Genomic DNA, 21,332 nt, shown 5'->3' with positions numbered 1-21,332 from the left:
TTTTTTACTTGTTGCAAACTGGTCAGACCTAACCGAACATTAATGTTACAAATTAACACTTCCCCATAATCCTTTGTGAAGTAATTGCGTTTTATGCCATTGCTTTTGCAGTAACCAATTCACAAGCGGTTCAGGGTCGCTTGGGTAATTAATTTGCTTGTTTTGTGGTGCGTTATTCCAGTCATCTAATACTTGTGGGTTTAAGTAATTCATTACGTGGGCCATTCCCATAGTGAGTAACGTTTGAGCATTTTCAACCTGTTCAAACTGTCCATCTAAAGGCTTTAGTAATAACTTTTTACCTAATTTAAGTGCTTCACTGGCAAGTTCAAATCCTGCATTACCAATCACGCCACTCGTGTTGGCTAAGTCATTTAAAAAGTCCGTTCTCGATGGTGAGCGTAAATGTATATTTCCCATCGACTGGTTTTGCGCGTGCGGGTGATAACAATAAAACTCTTTTTCGGGAAAGTCTTTTAAGTAGTCAACAATGCTAGTGAGGTTTTCAAACGGTAGATACACCACTACTTTATTCATAACCGCAACGGGGTTGCCATGATCGTGATGCGCAATAAAAGGTGGAATGATATTTTCAGCAAACGGCCGCCAGTGAACGCCTAAATACGTATCTGCAGGGGCATAATATTTAATTAACGACTTTCGTAAAATACCACGGCTAAACATAGGCACACTGTTTGATAAAAAAGCCGCTTGATGACTAATACCCACCACTGGAATACCCGCTCGCTTAGCTGCCCATGCAGTAATGGGTTCAAAGTCGTTGAGTACAAAATCATACTGCTTTACATCAAGTGACTTTATATCTTTTACCAGCTTGCAAATACGCGTATTTTTAACTGTCTGCAGGCTTTTTACTTGCCCATTTTTAGTATTAAACGAAAGCCCTCTGAAGCTTTTGTAGAGCGTAAAGTCTTGCATATCAAAGTAGTCTTTATTGGCACGTCCTGAAAAAACATAGTCAACTTCAATATTTAGTTTTTTAAAGCAACTGGCCATTACACGTGCTCGGGTTATGTGGCCATTCCCTGTACCTTGAATACCGTATAATATTTTCATACAGGGACTACCAGCGCCAACGCAAGCAGACCACAAGAGCTACCAATTAATGCACCAATGATAATATCTGCAGGAAAATGCACCCCTAACACAACTCTCGATAAAGCCACGCCACCAGCCCAACTTAAAAATAGCCATACATATTCAGGAAAAAAATGGCTCAATATAATAGCAACTAAAAATGCAGCAGCACTGTGCCCCGAAGGTAAACTAAATTTATCACTGGGTACTATATAGGCATTTGTTACTAAACAGTCGCATGGGCGGATCCGGGCGAATCTCTTTTTAGCCAGTAAGTAAATAGGTCTTTCTATAGCAAAACCAATTAATATCGTTACGGGTAATAATTGATGCTGCTCATTATTACTAAGCCACCACACTGCTAGACACACAAGTATGTAAAGCCCACCATCACCGCTTTTAGATAAGCCAAACGCCATTGTTTTAAACCATCTCGGTGAGTTGCAATTAAACAAAGTTAAAAATAATTGCTCATCTAGCAGAGCTGCCCTTTTAAACATATTATTGTTATTCATCACTTCCCTTCATTGCATAATATATGAACACCGATTTAGCTTAGGTGTTGTAAATAACAATTGAGTGACGCTTTTAAGACACTATTATTGCGATTAATGATCTAGCTCGTGTTTTGTCTAAATTTACTGCGATTAAGTCGTTGTTATTGCTTATAAGGAGGGTATACTGAGGGTAAAATTAATGTATCTTTTGAGGATAAAATAATGGATTACAGCACTTCTGATTTATGTGACCACTTTGCTGATGTGGTTGACGTGCTAGAGCCAATGTTCATCAACTTTGGTGGTCGACACAGCTTTGGTGGCCGCATTAAAACGGTTAAATGTTTTGAAAATAATGAACTAATCCGCGAATTACTTTCTCAAGATGGTACAGGCTTAGTGCTTCTTATTGACGGTGGTGGCTCAACTCGCCGTGCACTTATTGATATTGAATTGGCCGAACTTGCACTTGAAAACAACTGGAATGGTATTGTTGTTTACGGCGCAGTTCGCCATGTTGATGAGCTTGAAGAACTTGATTTAGGCATTCAAGCAATTGCTTCTATTCCCGTTGCAGCCGACAGCGAAGGTGCTGGCGAAGATGCTATAGGCGTTAACTTTGCGGGTGTATCATTTTTTGATGACGACTTTATTTATGCTGATAGCACAGGCATTGTTCTATCTGCAGAGGAATTAGAGTTGGAAGTCGTAGAAGTATAACGTGACCTCTCATTTAAAAGTATATGATGAAAACGCGGTTAGAGCGCTTTGTTCTACCCGCAAAAATGAAAAAAAAGCATGGCAGTCAATGGCCTTGCTCGACACCCAAGTAAATCTGCAACAAGCGCTTATTGATGCTGCTCAATTTGGCATCCGCTACGTACTTCTGGGTATTTGCGAAGATATTGGCCCAAAAGCAAACTTAGGAAATGGCGGTGCAAACGAAGCATGGCCAGCTTTTTTAAAGCACTTTTTAAACCAACCCCACAATCAATTTATTGCCACTCAAAAAGTACTTTTATTGGGTGAAGTAAACACTGATGATTTAATGGCTAAAAGTAACCAACTTAATAATCATCAAGCCAAGCAGTTAACTCAATTACGAGATTTATGCCAACAACTTGATGAACGCGTAGAGTCAGTATTAAATCTTATTTTTAAAGCAGGGCTTGAGCCAATAGTAATTGGCGGAGGTCACAATAATTGCTTAGGTATTATTCGCGCGCTAAGTAAGTCAAAAAACACGTCTATTAATGCTATTAACTTTGACCCTCATGCAGACTTTAGAGAGTGTGAAGGTCGCCACAGTGGTAATGGCTTTCGCTATGCGTATACCGAGCAACATTTAAGTAATTACCACGTTATTGGCTTACATGAATTAAAAAACAACCAAGCAATTATAGATGCAATGAGTGAAGCTAACTTTACGTTTGATAGCTATCAATCCATACAAGTTAAACGCAAAATTACATTAATGCAGGCAATTAAAAATGCACTAACTAGCTTTAATGATTTACCACTGGGTGTTGAAGTCGATTTAGATAGTATTACTTACATGCCAGTTAGTGCGTATACATGTTGCGGATTTAGCGTCAGCGATACTGAGCACTTTGTACATTTAGCTGCAAGCCATCGCCACTCTAAGTACTTACACTTATGTGAAGCAGCGCCTAGCCAAGACCCTAATGGGATTGAGGCCGGGACTGTCCATGTAGGCCAAGTGATCAGTGCACTTGTTAATACCTACTTACAAGCCAAAGAAAATACTTAACCTTGCTGAGCCAACTGCCACTCTTTTAGCCAGCTCATTAAACCGATACTACTTAACGGGTGACCAAAATAATAACCTTGTGCGGCATAACCTTTTAAACTTTTTACAAATTTAAGCTGCTCAAGTGTTTCTACACCTTCAAAAATCACTTTTGTTTTTTGCTGGCTGTGCATATCAACCATTCCACCAACTAAACTACGTATATTATTTTGATTACTAAACCCAGCAGTAAGTGAGGGTGAAACCTTAATATACTCTACCGCTAAACTTGGTAACTTAGAAAGCAGTACCGGGTTATCACCAAGTCCATCAACACATACTTTTAAGCCTATGTTATTAAGCCTTGCGATCATGCCCCTGCCTTTATCATCTAGTCCTGCAAAAATATGCAAAGGACATTCAACAATTAAGTCTCCGGGCTTTAAGTGATGCCCACTTATAACTACATCGACAAATTCAACAAACTCTTCATTTAACATCTCTGGGCCAAAAACATTAATACTAAGCGGTATAGAAATACCTTCGACTCTGAGTGCCATAGCAAGCTCTGCGGCTCGCTCTATTACAAATTTAGCAAGGGGATAACCAAGTCCTGCAATTCTTATGTCGTCGATAAAACGATTAGCAGATAGAATGCCTTGTTTAGGATGTTGCCAACGCAGTAGCAACTCTAAAAATTCAATTTGACCGTTTTCGTTACAAATAATAGGCTGAAAATAAAGCTCTAACTCGCTCGAAAAATCAATATTTGCCAACTCTTTTAGTCGTGCTTGTTGCTCTCGTAGTTCAATCATCATTTGTTGATGATAAGGCACAACCTTGCGATTTGGGTGGCTATCGAGTGCTAGGTATGCGTACGATATTAAATTATCAAAGTTATTGTCTTGCTCATTACAGTCGACATAACTCGCTCTCGCTTTTACTTCTATAGTGCAATTAGCAACATTAAATGGCTTAAGTGTAGCACCCAGTATTTGATCAATAACCAACTCATGTAAGTGCTTTTGATTCGCGAAGCTGCAGATAAAAGCAAAGTTAAGGCCCTCTAGATGGGCTAGCTTTTCTTGCCCAACTAAAGTTACTATTTCGTCACTTGAAAGCAGCTCTTTTATTCGATTAGCCGATTGCGCTAAAAGTATATCGCCAAAGTCGCGCCCAATATGCTGATTAACTTGATCAAACCCTTCTAGGCGGATTACCACTAATGCTGCGCTTACTTGCTTGTTGTCGCACCATGCATAGTAACCTTGACGTAACTGTTTTCTATCTGCAAAAACTAAAAGCGGAGATTCTTCAATAAATACATCATCTATAGGTTCTGGTTCTATGACTACTTCTATTTCAGCGCTTTCATCATTTAAAAAACCAACAATACCTAATAATAATATTGCTAACACTACCCAAAATAACGGCACGTCTAATAATAGATGCGCTGAAAACAACACCACAAACAGTAACCCAGCGGCGGAGCTGGTAATAATCATACTCCAATTATTACGCTCAAATGATTGCCATAAATGAAAACAAAAACCAAAGGCCAATAAAATAGCTAGCCATGCTTCAGCGCTACTTAAAATAGCCAAACCAACAGCTGCTGTGCATAAATAGCTAAATTTAATACTGGCATTTTTAACGGCAAATAAAGTGGCAATCATCGCCATCAATAGCGCACCACTAAAAAATATTGGGAAATTACTGTCGGTTAGTATGTTCAAATTAACGGCATCCGTATTCGCTAAAAAAGTTTAAACCAGATTATATGTGGGTAAAAATAATACAAACTAATTAATTCTACCCAAAATCCATAAATTTGACAGTTTATTTACACCAAATTGGTAACTTAATTGTGATGGATGACTTATTTGCCAATGCGCAATATCAGCCCTAGCACCGACTTTAAGCGCGCCGCGATCCTCTAACCCTAATGCTTTAGCAGCATTGCGAGTAACACCTGCTAATGCTTGCTCGGGTGTTAATCTAAATAATGTGCATGCCATATTCATCATCAAGTGCACAGAGCACAGTGGTGAGGTACCTGGGTTAAAGTCGCTCGCAATAGCTATAGGTACTTTATATTGATTAAGTAACTCAATAGGCGGGAATTTAGTTTCTCTTAAAAAATAAAATGCACCGGGCAATAATACCGCTACCGTCCCAGCGTTTGCCATGGCTTTTACACCCTCTTCATCAAGATGCTCAATATGATCTGCCGAAAGGCCATTAAACTGCGCTACCAGCTCAGCACCGTGCTGATTAGATAACTGCTCAGCATGGCATTTTACTGGAAGGTTATGCTTTTTAGCCGCCTCAAAAACACGTTTGGTTTGTGAATAACTAAACCCTACATTTTCACAAAATACATCAACGGCATCGGCAAGACCACCTGCAACTACTTGCTCAAGCATCTCGTTGCACACTAAATCAATATATTCATCAGCACGGCCTTTGTATTTTGGCGGTAGAGCATGCGCCCCTAAAAAAGTAGCTTTAATATCAATAGGATGATGCTCACCTAATAATCGTGCAACTTCTAATATTTTAATTTCGTTCTCGGTATCAAGCCCGTAGCCCGACTTTATTTCAACGGTGGTTACACCTTCTTTTAACAACGTATTTAAGCGATCTTTTGCATCAACAAATAGCTGTTCACGATCGGCTGCTCTAGTGGCTTTAACCGTACTTGCTATACCACCGCCTTGTGCTGCAATTTCCTCATAGCTTACGCCTTGCAAGCGCTGCTCAAATTCTTGCGATCTTGAACCTGCAAACACTAGATGCGTATGACAATCTATTAAGCCCGGCGTTAACCACTGCCCTTTTATACTCAATGTCGGCGTTGCAAACACATCAAAACTGGGCAATGTTGATTGCTCTCCAATCCACGCAATTTTACCATTTTTAATGGCTATAGCAGCATTTTCGATTGCGCCATAGGGGGTATTTATATTGCTATCCATAGTGGCAATATTGGCATCAGTTAAAAGTAAGTCGACTTCTTCTAACTCATAATTTTTTATTGTGCTTTGCATATTGCAGCTCTTTTTATGCCGAGAGTGATGAAAATATAGTCTAACAACCCATCTTGTATATACAAGGTAATTGTGTCATCTTATTTATATAGTTTATATTTAATGTAACCATAAATTTAATGACGACACCTAAATTTGCGCAAATAAAACAATTCATTGTTGATAAAATTCGCAGCGGTACGTGGCAAGAAAACCAACGTGTGCCCTCTGAAAACGAACTAAGTAGTCAATTTAGTGTCAGCAGAATGACAGCCCGCCGAGCACTAAGCGAATTAACCGAGGCCGGTATTTTAACCCGCAGCCAAGGGTTAGGTACATTTGTAGCCACGTTTAAATCGCAGTCATCGTTACTCGAAATAAAAAACATTGCTGATGAAGTAAAAGAACGTAACGGCAACTACACCTGTAGTGTACTCATACTTGAATCAATAAATGCAGTCGCACCTATTGCCATTGCGCTTGGTGTTGAGGTTGACAGTGTTGTATATCGAAGTGTACTTGTGCATAACGAAAACGACAGCCCTTTGCAGCTAGAAGAGCGTTTTGTAAACCCTGCCCTTGCGACTGGCTACTTACAACAAGACTTCAGCATGCTTACACCTCATGAATATCTATCTAGTGTTGCCCCACTTACCCAAGCAAGGCATACAGTAGAGGCCATTATGCCAAACAGCGAAATGTGCCAATGGTTAAACTTATATAATGAAGAACCATGCTTACAAGTAATCCGACGCACCTGGTCTGTTAAAGGCATTGTGAGCTTTGCGCGCCTTGTATCACCAGGCAGTAAATATCGCTTAGGTGGCCACTTAACATTTAAAAAATAACAAACAATAGCGCTTACTGCGCTTTTTTTGTCACAAATCATCTTGTATATACAACAGGAGCAAAACATGAACAACCGACTCGACACAAGTCGCGTAATACGTGCACCTCTCGGCGATAAAATAAGTGCTAAAAGCTGGCAAACAGAAGCGGCTAAGCGCATGTTAATGAATAACTTAGACCCTGAAGTTGCAGAGCATCCTCATGCACTTGTTGTATATGGTGGTATTGGCCGAGCAGCTCGTGATTGGCCAAGTTATGACAAAATTATAGAAACCCTCGATAGACTCGAAAGCGACGAAACCCTGCTTGTACAATCAGGAAAACCCGTTGGTGTATTTAAAACCCACAGTAATGCCCCTCGCGTGCTTATTGCTAACTCAAATCTTGTTCCACATTGGGCAAATTGGGAGCACTTTAACGAGCTCGATAAAAAAGGCTTGATGATGTACGGGCAAATGACGGCGGGTTCTTGGATTTATATTGGCTCGCAAGGCATAGTACAAGGAACTTACGAGACCTTTGTAGCTATGGCAAAGCAACATTTTTTAGGCAATGCTAAGGGTAAATGGGTATTAACGGGTGGTCTAGGTGGTATGGGCGGTGCGCAACCACTTGCCGCTACAATGGCAGGGTTTAGTGCGCTGGTTGTTGAATGTGATGAGAGCCGTATCGATTTTCGTATAAAAACAGGCTACGTTGATGTAAAAGCAACGAACCTTGAACACGCACTGCAATTAATAACCGATGCGTGCATAAAAGGTGAAGCCCTATCAGTTGGCCTACTTGGTAACGCTGCCGATGTATTTAGTACACTGGTTAAAACAGGTATTACACCTGATGTAGTCACTGATCAAACATCTGCTCACGATCCATTAAATGGTTACTTACCACAAAGTTGGACAATGGAGCACGCAGCAAAAATGCGTGAGCAAGATCCAAAAGCCGTAGTAAAAGCCGCTAAACAATCAATGGCAGTCCAAGTTAGAGCTATGCTGGCACTACAAAAAGCCGGTGCTGCCACTACTGATTACGGTAATAATATTCGTCAAATGGCGTTTGATGAGGGTGTTACCAACGCGTTTGATTTTCCTGGGTTTGTGCCTGCCTATATTCGCCCTTTATTTTGTGAAGGTATTGGACCATTTAGATGGGTAGCATTATCAGGCGACCCTGAAGATATATATAAAACCGACGCTAAAGTAAAAGAGCTTATTCCTGATGATGCACATCTGCATAACTGGCTTGATATGGCGCGGGAACGCATTCAATTTCAAGGTTTACCTGCACGTATTTGCTGGGTTGGCCTAAAAGATAGAGCGCGCCTTGCACTGGCTTTTAATGAAATGGTTAAAAATGGCGAACTTAAAGCCCCTGTCGTTATTGGTCGCGATCACCTCGACTCTGGCTCAGTTGCCAGCCCTAACCGCGAAACAGAGAGCATGAAAGATGGCTCAGATGCAGTATCAGATTGGCCATTGCTCAACGCACTGCTTAATACCGCAAGTGGCGCTACTTGGGTATCGCTTCATCATGGTGGCGGTGTAGGAATGGGATTTAGTCAGCACTCTGGTGTAGTTATTGTTGCCGATGGTACTGATGAAGCTAAAGAGCGTATTGCTCGCGTACTGTGGAACGACCCTGCAACGGGTGTAATGCGCCATGCTGATGCCGGATACGACATAGCAAAAAACTGCGCTAAAGAACAAAATTTAGACCTACCTATGTTAAACGAGGAATGATCATGTTCGAACTTACTCTCACACCCGGATCACTTAATTTAAACACACTAAGAAAAATTAATAATTCACCGGTAAAGTTAAGCCTTGCAAAGCATGCCGAGTCACAAATAGCAGCAAGCGCGCAAACCGTTCAAAACGTTATTAATGAACACCGCACTGTATACGGAATTAACACCGGCTTTGGATTATTAGCCAATACTAAAATAGCCGACGGCGAACTTGAATTATTACAGCGCTCTATTGTGCTTTCACACGCTGCGGGCATTGGCGAATACATGGATGACAGTACAGTAAGGTTAATGATCACCTTAAAAGTAAACTCACTTTCGCGCGGCTACTCGGGTATTCGCCTGCAAGTAATCCAATTTTTTATGCAGCTGCTTAGTAGCGAAGTATATCCATGCGTGCCTAAAAAAGGCTCCGTGGGGGCATCGGGAGATTTAGCCCCTCTTGCGCATATGTGCCTACCTTTATTAGCTGAAGGTCAAATGCGACATAAAGGAAATATAATTAGCGCAGCACAAGGATTAAAAATAGCGGGGCTTGAACCCCTAACACTTGCAGCCAAAGAAGGCTTAGCATTATTAAATGGCACACAAGCGTCGACTGCGTTTGCACTACAAGGCCTATTTAGAAGCGAGAACTTATATGCACAAAGCTGCGTTATCGGCTCGATAAGCATAGAAGCTGCAATGGGCAGTCGCGCACCATTTGATGCGCGTATTCATGAAATTCGTGGTCAGCGCGGACAAATAGACACAGCTCAAGTATTTAGAGAACTACTCGATACGCACTCTCAAATTAGTAACTCACATGTCAATTGTGAAAAAGTACAGGACCCTTATTGCCTTCGCTGCCAACCTCAAGTGTTAGGTGCTTGCCTAACTCAGATACGCCAAGCTGCAGAAGTGTTGCTATGCGAGTCAAACGGCGTAACCGATAATCCGCTAGTTTTTGCCGATGTAGGCGACATAATATCGGGAGGAAACTTTCATGCAGAGCCCGTTGCAATGGCCGCTGATAACTTAGCTATCGCAATTGCCGAAATTGGCGCATTAGCAGAAAGGCGAATTGCATTACTTATCGATTCAAATCTATCCAAATTACCGCCATTTTTAGTTGAAAACGGCGGTGTAAATTCAGGATTTATGATTGCCCAAGTTACCGCAGCAGCGCTTGCGTCAGAAAACAAATCATTAGCGCATCCAGCTTCGGTCGATAGCTTGCCTACATCTGCAAATCAAGAAGATCATGTTTCTATGGCAACCTTTGCAGCAAGGCGCTTAGATGAAATGGCCAATAATACCCAAGGTGTTTTGGCAATAGAATGGTTAGCATCGGTTCAAGGGCTAGAATTTAGAAAGCCGCTTGAACCATCAAATAAAGTGCAAAGCGCTAAAGCGTTATTACGCGAGCATGTGAGTTATTATGATAAAGACCGCTACTTTGCTCCCGATATCGAAGCTGCTAATACATTACTAAGTGAAGGTAAGTTATGCGACTTTATTAAGTGCAGTCCCCTGCCTTCAGCATATTAAATACCGTGCTGATAGCTAAAACCTAAGGCTTCAATGGCTGAGCCTAATACTTTGCGCTCAGCCGAATCAGTTCCTGTAAACGTTGGCATTTCACCACCATGTTGCTGACACTTCATCGCGTAATATTCAGCTTTTGCAGGGTGCGCAGGATTCACAACATTATAAATATTTTGCCCTACTTGCCAGTGCTCTATCACCGCAAAAATAGCATTAATTACATCTTGTTGATGCACCATATTTATCACTTGCTCACTTGATGTATTGAGCTCTTTGCCTGCCACAAATTTACCTGGTTCTCTGTTTGGTCCAAGTAGTCCAGCTAAGCGCAGCACTTTACCTTTTTGATCAAGCACCTGCTTTTCTGCTTTATAAAGTTTAATTTGTCGCTCGTTAGTGCACGATATTTCACTACTTTCATCATAAATACCCGGCTCTTGATCGTAAACACCCGTTGATGAGCACAATAAAAAACCTTTTGCGTTTAGCTCCTTTGAAAGCTCAAGCGCTGCGGTGAGTGTTTCAGGATAATTACTTTCACTGTGCCTGCTACGAGGAGGTATTGCACACACCCAAAATGCATCTTCTAAATCAATTTGATGTATCAACTGATTGTTTTCTAATAAAAATTGGCGTTCAAAATCAAGCTCGAAATTGCCATGTTGCCGCGTACCTTGTACTTGCCAGTCAGCTTTTTGCGCATTGACACATAAAGCATGACCCAACCAACCTGCGCCTAGCACCACTAACTTATTAACTTTATTTTGCATATTTACACAAACCTTTATTTAAACGCATAGTTTCTTAATTTTATTTATTATCTCATCATAATTCTTTAAAAATCATAAATAGGGCAGGGAAATTCCACTTTAATAAATAATACTTATATGTGCACTCTAGCTAACAACCAAACCCTACTAATCAACATTAGGTTAAATACTAAATATACGTGTATCGGGCTGTAAAACCTAAGCACCACTGTACCCCTTGTTTTTAATTTATTTAACACCATATCTTTACAGTTCGCTGCTATTTTTGTTGTTATTTAGCAATACAAAGTTATTTTTACGAACCAGATCAAATTTTTCTATTTTATATACAGATCTTTTTATTGAGATAGTTTGTTGTTTGGCAGAGTCTGGTATAGTAGCACACGTAATAAACAATGCCTTTTGAGCGGTTTAATACAAAATTGATAATTAATATGTTCTAAGTGTTGCTAAAGCACATACTAATTACCAATTGTTAAAAATGGGTTAGCCGATACTCGGCCGACATAGGAATACATTGTAACGGTTTTATCATGATATCTAATTTATTTACCAAGCTTTTTGGTAGTCGCAATGACCGCACTATTAAAAACTTAAGAAAGACGGTCGCGCTAATCAATGCGCTAGAAACGCAACTTGAAGCGCTTTCTGATGAAGATTTAAGAGCTAAAACAGCTGAATTTAGAGAACGTTACGATAACGGACAAGGCCTTGACGACATTTTACCTGAAGCTTTTGCTGTGGTACGTGAAGCGTCAAAGCGTGTAAATGGCATGCGTCATTTTGACGTGCAGTTATTAGGTGGTATGGTTTTACATCAAGGTCGTATTGCAGAAATGCGTACCGGTGAAGGTAAAACACTAACAGCTACCCTACCCGCTTATTTAAACGGCTTAACAGGCAAAGGTGTTCACGTAATTACCGTGAATGACTATCTTGCTAAACGTGATGCTGAAACCAATCGTGCGTTATTTGAATTTTTAGGCCTTACTGTAGGCTGTAACGTACCAGGTATGATGCCACAGCAGAAGAAGCTAGCTTATACTGCTGACATTACGTACGGTACAAACAACGAATTTGGTTTTGACTACCTTCGCGATAATATGGCTTTTAGCATTGATGAACGTGTTCAGCGTCCATTATTCTATGCTGTAGTCGATGAAGTGGATTCAATCTTAATTGATGAGGCGCGAACTCCGCTTATTATTTCAGGCCCAGCTGAGGACAGCTCTGAGCTATACACTGAAATAAATACCATCGTTCCTTTACTTGAGCTTCAAGAAAAAGAAGACGAAGAAGGTATTGAAGGCGACGGCGATTACACTATTGATGAAAAGTCTAAGCAAGTTCATTTAACAGAGCGTGGTCAAATCAAAGTAGAAGAGCTCCTTACTGAGCGCGGCTTAATTGAAGAAGGCGATTCGCTTTACTCAGCAGCAAGCATAACGCTACTAAGCCACGTTTACGCAGCCCTTCGTGCTCATAAGCTATACCAAAAAGATGTTGATTACGTAGTAAAAGAAAACGAAGTAATCATTATCGATGAGCATACTGGTCGTTCAATGGAAGGTCGTCGTTGGTCAGAAGGTTTACACCAAGCTGTTGAAGCTAAAGAAGGTGTAAATATTCAGAACGAAAATCAAACACTTGCGTCTATTACGTTCCAAAACTACTTCCGTTTATACGAAACACTAGCGGGTATGACAGGTACTGCCGATACTGAAGCTTTTGAGTTTCAATCTATTTACGGCCTAGATACCGTTGTTATGCCAACTAATAAGCCGATGGTTCGTGATGATCGCGCCGACTTAGTTTACCTAACGCAAGAAGAAAAATACGAAGCTATTTTAATTGATATTAAAGATTGCCAAGACCGCGGGCAACCTGTGCTTGTTGGTACTATTTCAATTGAAAGCTCTGAGTACTTATCACAGTTTTTACGCAAAGAAAAAATTAAGCACAACGTACTTAATGCTAAATTTCATGCGCAAGAAGCAGACATCGTTTCAGACGCAGGCCTACCAGGTACAGTAACAATTGCAACCAACATGGCCGGTCGTGGTACCGATATTGTGTTAGGTGGTAACTGGAACAGTGAAGTTGAAAAACTTGAGAATCCAACTGCTGAGCAAATTGCTGAAATTAAAGCCGCTTGGAAAATTCGCCATGATGCAGTAATTGATGCCGGCGGTTTACATATCATTGGTACTGAACGTCACGAATCTCGTCGTATAGATAACCAATTACGTGGTCGTTCTGGTCGTCAAGGTGACGCTGGTTCTAGCCGCTTTTACTTATCGATGGACGATGCGTTAATGCGTATTTTCGCTGGTGAGCGCATGACTAACATGATGCGTAAACTAGGTATGCAACGCGGTGAAGCAATTGAACATCCATGGGTAAACCGTGCGATTGAAAATGCACAGCGCAAAGTAGAAGCACGTAACTTTGATGTTCGTAAGCAATTGCTAGAATACGATGATGTAGCAAACGATCAACGTCGCGTTGTTTACTCTCAACGTAACGAGTTACTTGAAGAAGGCGATATTTCAGAAACTATCACAGCAATTCGTGGTGATGTCCTTGCTGGTGTAATTGATCAGTACATTGCACCGCAAAGCCTTGCTGAAATGTGGGATATTCCTGGCCTTGAAGAGCGTTTAAAACAAGACTTCTTACTCGAGTTACCAATCACTCAGTGGTTAGCAGATGACAATAAACTATACGAAGAAAAACTTCGTGAGCGCATTGAGCAGGCGGTTGAGCAGTCATACAAGCAAAAAGAAGAGCAAGTTGGCGACTCTGTTTTACGTCAATTCGAAAAAGCGATTATGCTACAAAGCCTTGATCAGCATTGGAAAGATCATCTTGCTGCTATGGATCATTTACGCCAAGGTATTCATTTACGTGGTTACGCGCAAAAGAACCCTAAGCAAGAGTATAAGCGAGAATCGTTTGAGCTGTTCTCTGAAATGCTTGAAAACTTGAAAGTAGATGTTGTAAGCATTCTAAGTAAAGTTCAAGTACGCGCAGAAGAAGATGTTGAAAAAGTAGAAGAGCAACACCGTAAAAGTGAAAATGCCCCTCGCGAATACCAACATGAAGAAGCTGAGCAAGTAGGTGGTGATGCACCACAAGCAGCTACAGTAATGGCTCGTACAGAACCAAAAGTAGGTCGTAATGACCCTTGTCCTTGTAAATCAGGTCAAAAATTCAAACAATGTTGCGGTAAATTAAAATAGCCCAATATTGTCAGTAGCTTATTAAAAAGCGGCGCTAGCGTCGCTTTTTTTTATGGAGTTTTAAAGTAATGACTATAGAAATTGTACATGTAGCTGTTGGTGTTATTAAGAAAAATAACGCTATATTCATTTGTAAACGCGCAGATGAACAACATCAAGGCGGGTTATGGGAATTTCCTGGTGGTAAAGTTGAAGCAGGTGAGAGTGTGTTCGTTGCACTTAAACGCGAACTACTTGAAGAAGTTGGACTAACGATTCACAGCTCTAGTCAACTTATGGTTATTGAGCATGACTACGGCGATAAATGCGTTAAATTAGATATACATGTAGTCAGTAACTTTAGCGGTGAAGCACATGGTGCTGAAGGACAACCTAGTGAATGGGTAGCAGTTAGTGAATTAGAAAATTATGATTTCCCTGAAGCGAATGCTGAAATTATCGAAAAAATAGTAGCCCGATACGCATAAGTAAACAGTATAAGTGAGTCACAATGAACACCTCAATACAAAATAAGTTAAGCGACCTGTTAGCACTATCTCCTGATTTAACTGACGTTAGTGTAATTGGTAGCGGCCATATAAATAGTACATGGCTACTTACAAATACTGATAAACGGTTCATTGTGCAAAAACTTAATACTGAGATATTTAAAAACCCTGCTCAGCTAGTAAGTAATGCAAAGCTAATTGAGCAGCATTTAAATACCAAACAATTACAAGACAATTACCCCCTTGAAACAATCAAGCATATAGCCACACAAAATAACGAATTTTTAATAAAAATTGATAACGCGCATTATCGCATCCTTAACTATATTAGTGACAGTTACAGCGAAGACGTTGTTAAAAATGCACAGCAAAGCGAGCAAGCGGCTTACGCCTTTGGTATGTTTGCTCATGCATTACAAGATTTTGATGCACAACAACTACACACTGTAATCCCTGATTTTCATAACTTAGCGATGCGCTTTAAGCAATTAAATATAGCAATCGCTAATAACTCTGCCAATAGAATAAAGCACTGCGCTGACGAAATAGAATATTGCTTAACGCAGCAACATTTAATTACCGAGCTTAGCAACATTACCAAGCAAATACCGCTTAGAGTGTGTCATAACGATACAAAAATAAATAATATGCTCTTTTGTAATACAACTCACAAAGCAAAAGCCGTTATTGATTTAGACACCTGTATGGCAGGATTTAGGCTTTATGACTTTGGCGATATGGTACGTACATTTTGCTCCCCCGAAGCGGAAGATTCAACAAACTTACACAACGTTGTTATTCGAAAAGATATATTTTCAGCCATTGTTAAAGGTTATGTAACGCCATTAAAAAGTAGCATGAGCACAAAAGAACAAGAAAGCCTGCTGCTAGGCGCTAAAATAATGCCTCTTATGTTAAGTGTGCGCTTTTTAACTGATTACTTAAATAACGACGTGTACTTTAAAGTGGCTCATGCAGAGCACAATTTAGAGCGAGCACAAAACCAACTCGCGCTTTATAAAAATATACTCAGTAACGAAAAATGGATGCACCAATGCTTAATGAGCTAAAGCTTATTTAACCTGAACTCTGGTTAAGAGATTTATTAACGTATTGAATCATGGTGATATTTAAATTTATTTTCTCTAGCCAGAGATTTTTAGTGAAAACAAGGCGAATTTACGCGTCAATAGCTGGCCTATTGCAAGTAAATTCAACGCAGTTAGCGCTGAAAATAGCTGCTTGAGATAGATTTATTATCCATAGTTCAGGTTATTTACAAGTTCAAGGTACAAAAAAACCAGTAAGCTGAAAACTTACTGGTTTTTTATTAACTTTAAATCGGACTATTTAGTAAATTACCAAATTTTTACGCGATCTTCTGGTTTGATATACATTTTATCGCCTTCTTTTACATCAAACGCTTCGTAAAACTCAGGCATATTCGACAAGATACCGATTACACGGTAGTGACTTGGTGAATGCGAGTCTGTCATTAAGCGATTACGTAATGCTTCATCACGATATTTACGACGCCAAATTTGTGACCACCCCATAAAGAAGCGTTGATCGCCTGTGTAGCCATCAATCACTGGGGCTTTTTTATCACCTAAAGATAGCATATACGCTTTGTGCGCAACGGTTAAGCCACCTAAGTCACCAATGTTTTCGCCAAGCGTTAGCTCGCCATTAACACTTGCATCTTCAAATGGCTTGTATTCGTTGTACTGTGCAACTAAAGCAGCGCTTCGCTCTTCAAATTGCTTAAGATCTGACTCGCTCCACCAATTACGTAAGTTACCATCACCGTCATATTTAGCACCTTGGTCATCAAAACCATGGCCAAGTTCATGCCCAATTACTGCGCCAATTGCACCGTAGTTTACTGCATCATCAGCTTCTAAGTTAAAAAATGGCGGTTGTAAAATAGCAGCAGGAAATACAATTTCGTTGTTTACTGGGTTGTAATACGCGTTTACTGTTTGCGGTGTCATGTGCCATTCAGAACGATCAACTGGTTTACCCAGTTTTGCAATCATATCTGCATATGCCCATTCGCTATAACGAATGTAGTTACCAACGAGCTCATCTGAATTAATTTTAAGCTCAGAGTAATCCTTCCACGTATCTGGGTAGCCAATTTTAGGCGTAAATTTGTCTAGTTTTTCTTTCGCTGCAAGCTTTGTTTCGGGGCTCATCCACTCAAGGTTTTCAATAGCAACGCCATAGCCTTTAATTACGTTATCAACTAACTCTTCCATGCGTGCTTTTGCTTCTGGTGGGAAGTTATCTTTAACGTATACCTTACCTAAAATTTCACCAAGTACACTGTTAGATGCATCAACCGCTTGCTTCCAAAGTGGTGCTTGTTCTTCTACACCACGAAGTGTTGTGCTGTAAAAGTCAAAATTAAGATTAACTAAGTCTTCACTAAGTAGCCCGGCATAACCACTTACAAAATGAAATTTTAAGTAGTTTTTCCATGTCGCTAAATCGGTGTCTTTATAAATAGTAGCAAGTGCTTCTAAGTAGCTAGGTTGACGTACAATAATATCAGTTGCACTCACACCAGCATCTTTAAAAAATGCAGCTAAATCAAGGTCGCCCATAAGCTCACTTACGTCTGCTACTGTCATCTTATTATAAGATTTAGTTGCATCACGGCTTTGCACACGGCTCCACTGGGCATCAGCTAATGTTTTTTCAAATGTAAGGACGCCCTTAGCGGCTTCTGTCGAATTTTTAACGCCTGACTTTGCTAAAACGTCAGTGATATATTGCTCGTAAGAAGCACGAATTTTAGTGAATTTTTCGTCATCTTTTAAGTAATAATCACGATCTGGTAAACCAAGACCCGACTGAGATAAATACAATGCATACTCGCTTGAGTTTTTAGCATCGTTATTTACAAACCAACCAAACGGTAAAGTACCGCCTTGTTTTTGAATTTTAGCCATTAAACCCACTAAATCAGCTTTAGATTTAACGCTATCAATCGCATCTAATGACGGTTGTAATGGCGTAATACCTAGCTCATTACGCGCAGCTTGATTCATGTAGCTTTTATAAAATGCGCCAATTTTGTACTCATCGCTGCCTTTTTCTGCAGCTTTGTTAGCAGCTGCACTTTCAAGGGCTATTTTCATCGCTTTTTGCGACTCATCATATAACTGCGAAAAAGAACCGTAGTTAGACTTATCGCCTGGTATTTCAGTTTTAGCCAACCACTGGCCATTTACATGGTAGTAAAAATCATCCTGTGCGCGTACTGAGCTATCCATATTAGCTAGTTCAATACCAAGATCTAGTGGTTTTTCAGCCGCTGCTGTTACTACTGGAGTGTCGGTTACTTTAGTTTCTTGTTGTTTTTCACCACAACCTACCAAGCCAAGCGCAAGTGCGATACTTGCAGCAGCCATTGTTACTTTATTCATAATTATTCCGTTTGTTAGTGAGAATTTAATACCAACTCCATTAAATTCTTGAATATAGCAGGAGTAAAAATAGCACTGCCTGTACGCTTTTACTTAATGGAATGGGTATCAAGGGAGCTTTAAATAATAAAGCACACCACGCAGTATCATAAACCTCATTAAGCCAACAATAAAATGGAATATGTAACAAAGTATTTTGAATGCGGTGAGCTGCAAAATTAGCCCCACCAATAACAGGGTGGTGGGTAGTTAAGACTTACTTTTATTTTTTCCGTGAAGCGCTAAACGCTCTAGTTTTTCTTTTAAAGAAGGGGGTGCAGAGGATGCTATCGCGTTTAAATAATCAGCGGTTTGTTCACTCATTTTACGTGAGTTAGTTACAGAGGGGCTACCCGACTTATTCGCGGTACTTAATCTCTGAGTTGCTTGAGGATTTGCTGTAATTTTTATTTGCCCGAGCTCTGCCATTCCGGCAGCTCTAAAATGTGAAAGCATATCCATTTTTAAATAATTAAGCCTAAGCGCGATAGGTGCAGATACCGCCTCTATCATTAGCGTGCCGTCTCGGTAATTGCTTACTCGGCATTTATCACCCAACTTAGGGCCTAAAAAATCTTTTAATAAGGTTTGCTGTGTATCAAGTGCTTGGCTTTTGCCTGCATAAGCTGATAAACGATTATTTAACCCCGCCATAATATCGGTTAGCGGTTTTGGTGCATATCTATCTTTAGCCATTTTACACCTCGTAAAACTTACACATTACATTGATACCAATTTTGTTAAAACATAAGCATTCTAGCCGATTAAATAGCTCACTAATTTAATGCAATTGGTATACTAAACCCAGAGAAAACACCCTGAGCTTGAGTATACACTGTGTATTAATACTACGCGCCGGCTATTTGCATTTGCTCTATTAATACTGAGCCAGTTTGAATACCACCACGGCGTTCTATGTCACCACCAATAGCAGAAATGCCTTTAAACATATCTTTTAAATTACCAGCAATGGTAATTTCGCTTACCGGATATTGAATTTCACCATTTTCAACCCAAAAACCTGCAGCACCACGAGAGTAGTCACCCGTCACTATATTTACGCCCTGCCCCATTAGCTCTGTAACTAATAAGCCGGTGCCCATGGTTTTTAATAGCGCTGTTAAATCGTTATGAGTTTGTTCAACAAGCCAGTTATGTATACCGCCAGCATGCCCTGTTGGGGTCATATTCATTTTACGCGCGGCATAACTTGCTAATAAATAGGTTTGTAACTCACCACCTTGAATAATTTCTCTATCGAATGTTTTAACACCTTCGCTATCAAACGGTGACGATGCCAACCCTTTTAAAATATGTGGGCGCTCTGCAATATTCACACAATTACTAAATACTTGAGTGCCTAAGCTATCAAGTAAAAAACTTGATTTACGATAAAGCGCACCACCACCAATTGCTGACACTAAATGACCAAACAATGAGTTTGCAATATCGGCTCTAAAAATAACAGGCACTTTCATTGTGCCTAACTTTTGGCTATTTAATTTAGCCAACGTTTCAGCTGCTGCCTCAAGCCCCACTGCCGCTGCATCATTTAACCCAGCTTGATCGCGCGACACTGTATAAGCAGAATCGCGTTGCATCTGCTCGCCATCTTTACCTATTACCATAGTGCTAATACTATGACGAGTACGTGGAAAACCCGTTATCAAACCATGACTATTACCGTAAACACGTAACCCCTGATGCGATGAAAAGCTCGCACCATCTGAGTTAACAATGCGCTCATCTGCATTTAATGCAGCTTGCTCAGCAGCATGACAAAGCTCAATGCCTTCCTCAGGACTTACATCCCAAGGATGATATAAATCTAAATCTTTAGGATTAAATTCAAGTAGCTCTTTATCAGCGACACCGTTAAATGGGTCATCCGATGTAAATTTAGCTATATCAATCGCTTTTTCGACTACGGTGCGCAATGTTTTTGGGTTTAAATCAGCAGTCGATGCCGAGCCTTTATTATTACCAACATATACGCTAATGCCCAAGCCGCCGTCTTGGTTGAACTCAATGGTTTCTACTTCACCCATTCGTGTGCTAACCGATAAACCAGACGTGCTAGACATCGCAGCTTCTGCAGCTGTCGCGCCTAATTTTTTGGCATGTTCGAGTACTTCTGCTACCGCATCTTTAACTTGCGATATTTGAGAATAAATTGGATCGTTTTGTTGGCTTTTCATAAATTAAGTCCTGAGCCTTAGAGGCATAATGCACGCATTTCTTATATTTAAATGCTAACACACTCAATGCATCACATCAGCTAATATTCCTAAGTATCATATTCATGTATAATGGCAAAAGTTATTTTTATTTAAGAGCACCCCATGGCAAAGAAAAAAGGCAAGCCTGCTGAAATTGAAGAAGAAATTGAATATGTATCAAGAACGGAGCTTAAGCGCGAAGCGCAAGAGTTTCATCAGTTAGGTACTGAAATTGCCAAAATGGGTAAAAAACAGCGCGAACGCCTGCCATTAAATGACGATTTAAAAGCGGCAATGGTTGTTGCTGATAAAATAAGTAATAAAAGTGACGCGTACCGCCGTCACTTAAACTATATCGCTAAAACGTTGCGTACTGTAGAAAACATTGACGCTATTAGAGCGATTATCGATGTAATGCTTAATAAAAATAACCAAGCTGAAGTATTAGTCAAAAAAATTGAGCAACTACGTTCAGATTTAATTGAACAAGGCGATGACCTTATCAATGAGACTATTGAGCAGTTTCCGTCTCTTGATCGTCAGCAAATGCGTCAATTGGTTCGTAATGCAGCAAAAGAAGCGAAAGCTGAAAAGCCAGGTAAAGGTTATAAAGAGTTATTTCAATACCTCAAAGATGCTCATA

The 21,332-nt window shown here is 40.2% G+C and carries 17 protein-coding genes; 9 read left to right on the top strand and 8 right to left on the bottom strand.

The window, feature by feature from the left end; translation table 11 throughout:
• Positions 1-45: 45 nt before the first annotated feature.
• Together P20652_RS06750 and P20652_RS06755 are read right to left on the bottom strand one after the other, a co-directional pair.
• Positions 46-1,077, bottom strand: coding sequence for an MJ1255/VC2487 family glycosyltransferase (locus P20652_RS06750; protein ID WP_008169911.1), 1,032 nt, complete (start codon positions 1,075-1,077; stop codon positions 46-48).
• The gene (locus tag P20652_RS06755) at positions 1,074-1,613 is read right to left on the bottom strand and encodes a phosphatase PAP2 family protein (RefSeq protein ID WP_008169910.1); all 540 of its coding nucleotides are present in this window, start codon (positions 1,611-1,613) and stop codon (positions 1,074-1,076) included. Before P20652_RS06755 ends, P20652_RS06750 begins: the two co-directional genes overlap by 4 nt.
• A gap of 204 nt (positions 1,614-1,817) precedes the next feature.
• Here P20652_RS06755 and rraA point away from each other — a divergent pair, with 204 nt between their 5' ends.
• Both rraA and P20652_RS06765 read left to right on the top strand, forming a co-directional pair.
• Positions 1,818-2,315: a ribonuclease E activity regulator RraA gene (gene rraA / locus P20652_RS06760; RefSeq protein WP_008169908.1), complete on the top strand. Its 498-nt coding sequence runs from the start codon at positions 1,818-1,820 to the stop codon at positions 2,313-2,315.
• A 1-nt stretch (position 2,316) separates the two neighbouring features.
• A complete protein-coding gene (locus P20652_RS06765) occupies positions 2,317-3,366 on the top strand; it encodes a formimidoylglutamase (RefSeq protein ID WP_008169907.1) in 1,050 nt (349 codons plus the stop codon).
• Here P20652_RS06765 and P20652_RS06770 read toward each other — a convergent pair.
• Positions 3,363-5,027, bottom strand: coding sequence for an EAL domain-containing protein (locus P20652_RS06770; protein ID WP_033017601.1), 1,665 nt, complete (start codon positions 5,025-5,027; stop codon positions 3,363-3,365). The two genes, P20652_RS06765 and P20652_RS06770, sit on opposite strands and share 4 nt — an antisense overlap.
• Positions 5,028-5,147: 120 nt before the next feature.
• Positions 5,148-6,395, bottom strand: a complete 1,248-nt coding sequence (gene hutI / locus P20652_RS06775) for an imidazolonepropionase (protein ID WP_008169903.1) — start codon at positions 6,393-6,395, stop codon at positions 5,148-5,150.
• 119 nt (positions 6,396-6,514) lie between these two features.
• On the opposite strand from hutI, the gene hutC reads away from it, so the two are divergent.
• The 3 genes from hutC (at position 6,515) to hutH (ending at position 10,500) form a co-directional block, all read left to right on the top strand.
• On the top strand, positions 6,515-7,222 hold the full coding sequence (hutC, locus tag P20652_RS06780; protein WP_002959947.1) for a histidine utilization repressor: 708 nt from the start codon (positions 6,515-6,517) through the stop codon (positions 7,220-7,222).
• A gap of 66 nt (positions 7,223-7,288) precedes the next feature.
• A complete protein-coding gene (gene hutU / locus P20652_RS06785; RefSeq protein WP_008169900.1) occupies positions 7,289-8,962 on the top strand; it encodes a urocanate hydratase in 1,674 nt (557 codons plus the stop codon).
• 2 nt (positions 8,963-8,964) lie between these two features.
• Entirely contained in the window at positions 8,965-10,500 is a 1,536-nt protein-coding gene (gene hutH / locus P20652_RS06790; RefSeq protein ID WP_008169898.1) for a histidine ammonia-lyase, read from the top strand.
• Here hutH and P20652_RS06795 read toward each other — a convergent pair.
• A complete protein-coding gene (locus tag P20652_RS06795; protein WP_008169897.1) occupies positions 10,497-11,267 on the bottom strand; it encodes a hypothetical protein in 771 nt (256 codons plus the stop codon). The genes hutH and P20652_RS06795 overlap by 4 nt on opposite strands.
• 533 nt (positions 11,268-11,800) lie before the next feature.
• On the opposite strand from P20652_RS06795, the gene secA reads away from it, so the two are divergent.
• The 3 genes from secA (at position 11,801) to P20652_RS06810 (ending at position 16,067) form a co-directional block, all read left to right on the top strand.
• Positions 11,801-14,509: a preprotein translocase subunit SecA gene (gene secA, locus P20652_RS06800; RefSeq protein ID WP_008169895.1), complete on the top strand. Its 2,709-nt coding sequence runs from the start codon at positions 11,801-11,803 to the stop codon at positions 14,507-14,509.
• 68 nt (positions 14,510-14,577) lie between these two features.
• Positions 14,578-14,976, top strand: coding sequence for an 8-oxo-dGTP diphosphatase MutT (mutT, locus tag P20652_RS06805; RefSeq protein ID WP_008169893.1), 399 nt, complete (start codon positions 14,578-14,580; stop codon positions 14,974-14,976).
• A 23-nt stretch (positions 14,977-14,999) separates the two neighbouring features.
• Entirely contained in the window at positions 15,000-16,067 is a 1,068-nt protein-coding gene (locus P20652_RS06810) for a phosphotransferase enzyme family protein (RefSeq protein ID WP_008169891.1), read from the top strand.
• A 288-nt stretch (positions 16,068-16,355) separates the two neighbouring features.
• Here the strand turns inward: P20652_RS06810 and P20652_RS06815 are convergent, their stop codons facing one another.
• The 3 genes from P20652_RS06815 to pmbA form a co-directional block, all read right to left on the bottom strand.
• Positions 16,356-18,431, bottom strand: coding sequence for a M13 family metallopeptidase (locus tag P20652_RS06815; RefSeq protein WP_008169888.1), 2,076 nt, complete (start codon positions 18,429-18,431; stop codon positions 16,356-16,358).
• 249 nt (positions 18,432-18,680) lie between these two features.
• A complete protein-coding gene (locus tag P20652_RS06820; protein ID WP_008169885.1) occupies positions 18,681-19,166 on the bottom strand; it encodes a DUF721 domain-containing protein in 486 nt (161 codons plus the stop codon).
• Between the two features lie 152 nt (positions 19,167-19,318).
• A complete protein-coding gene (gene pmbA, locus P20652_RS06825; protein ID WP_008169883.1) occupies positions 19,319-20,668 on the bottom strand; it encodes a metalloprotease PmbA in 1,350 nt (449 codons plus the stop codon).
• A 144-nt stretch (positions 20,669-20,812) separates the two neighbouring features.
• Here pmbA and yjgA point away from each other — a divergent pair.
• Positions 20,813-21,332 (top strand): ribosome biogenesis factor YjgA (gene yjgA / locus P20652_RS18490; RefSeq protein WP_033017599.1); only part of this gene is annotated, 520 nt, incomplete at its 3' end.

The sequence above is a fragment of the Pseudoalteromonas sp. BSi20652 genome (assembly GCF_000239855.1).
Taxonomy (GTDB): domain Bacteria; phylum Pseudomonadota; class Gammaproteobacteria; order Enterobacterales; family Alteromonadaceae; genus Pseudoalteromonas.
Note: the sequence above shows the minus strand (reverse complement) of the source record. Positions and strands in the feature narration are given on the sequence as shown.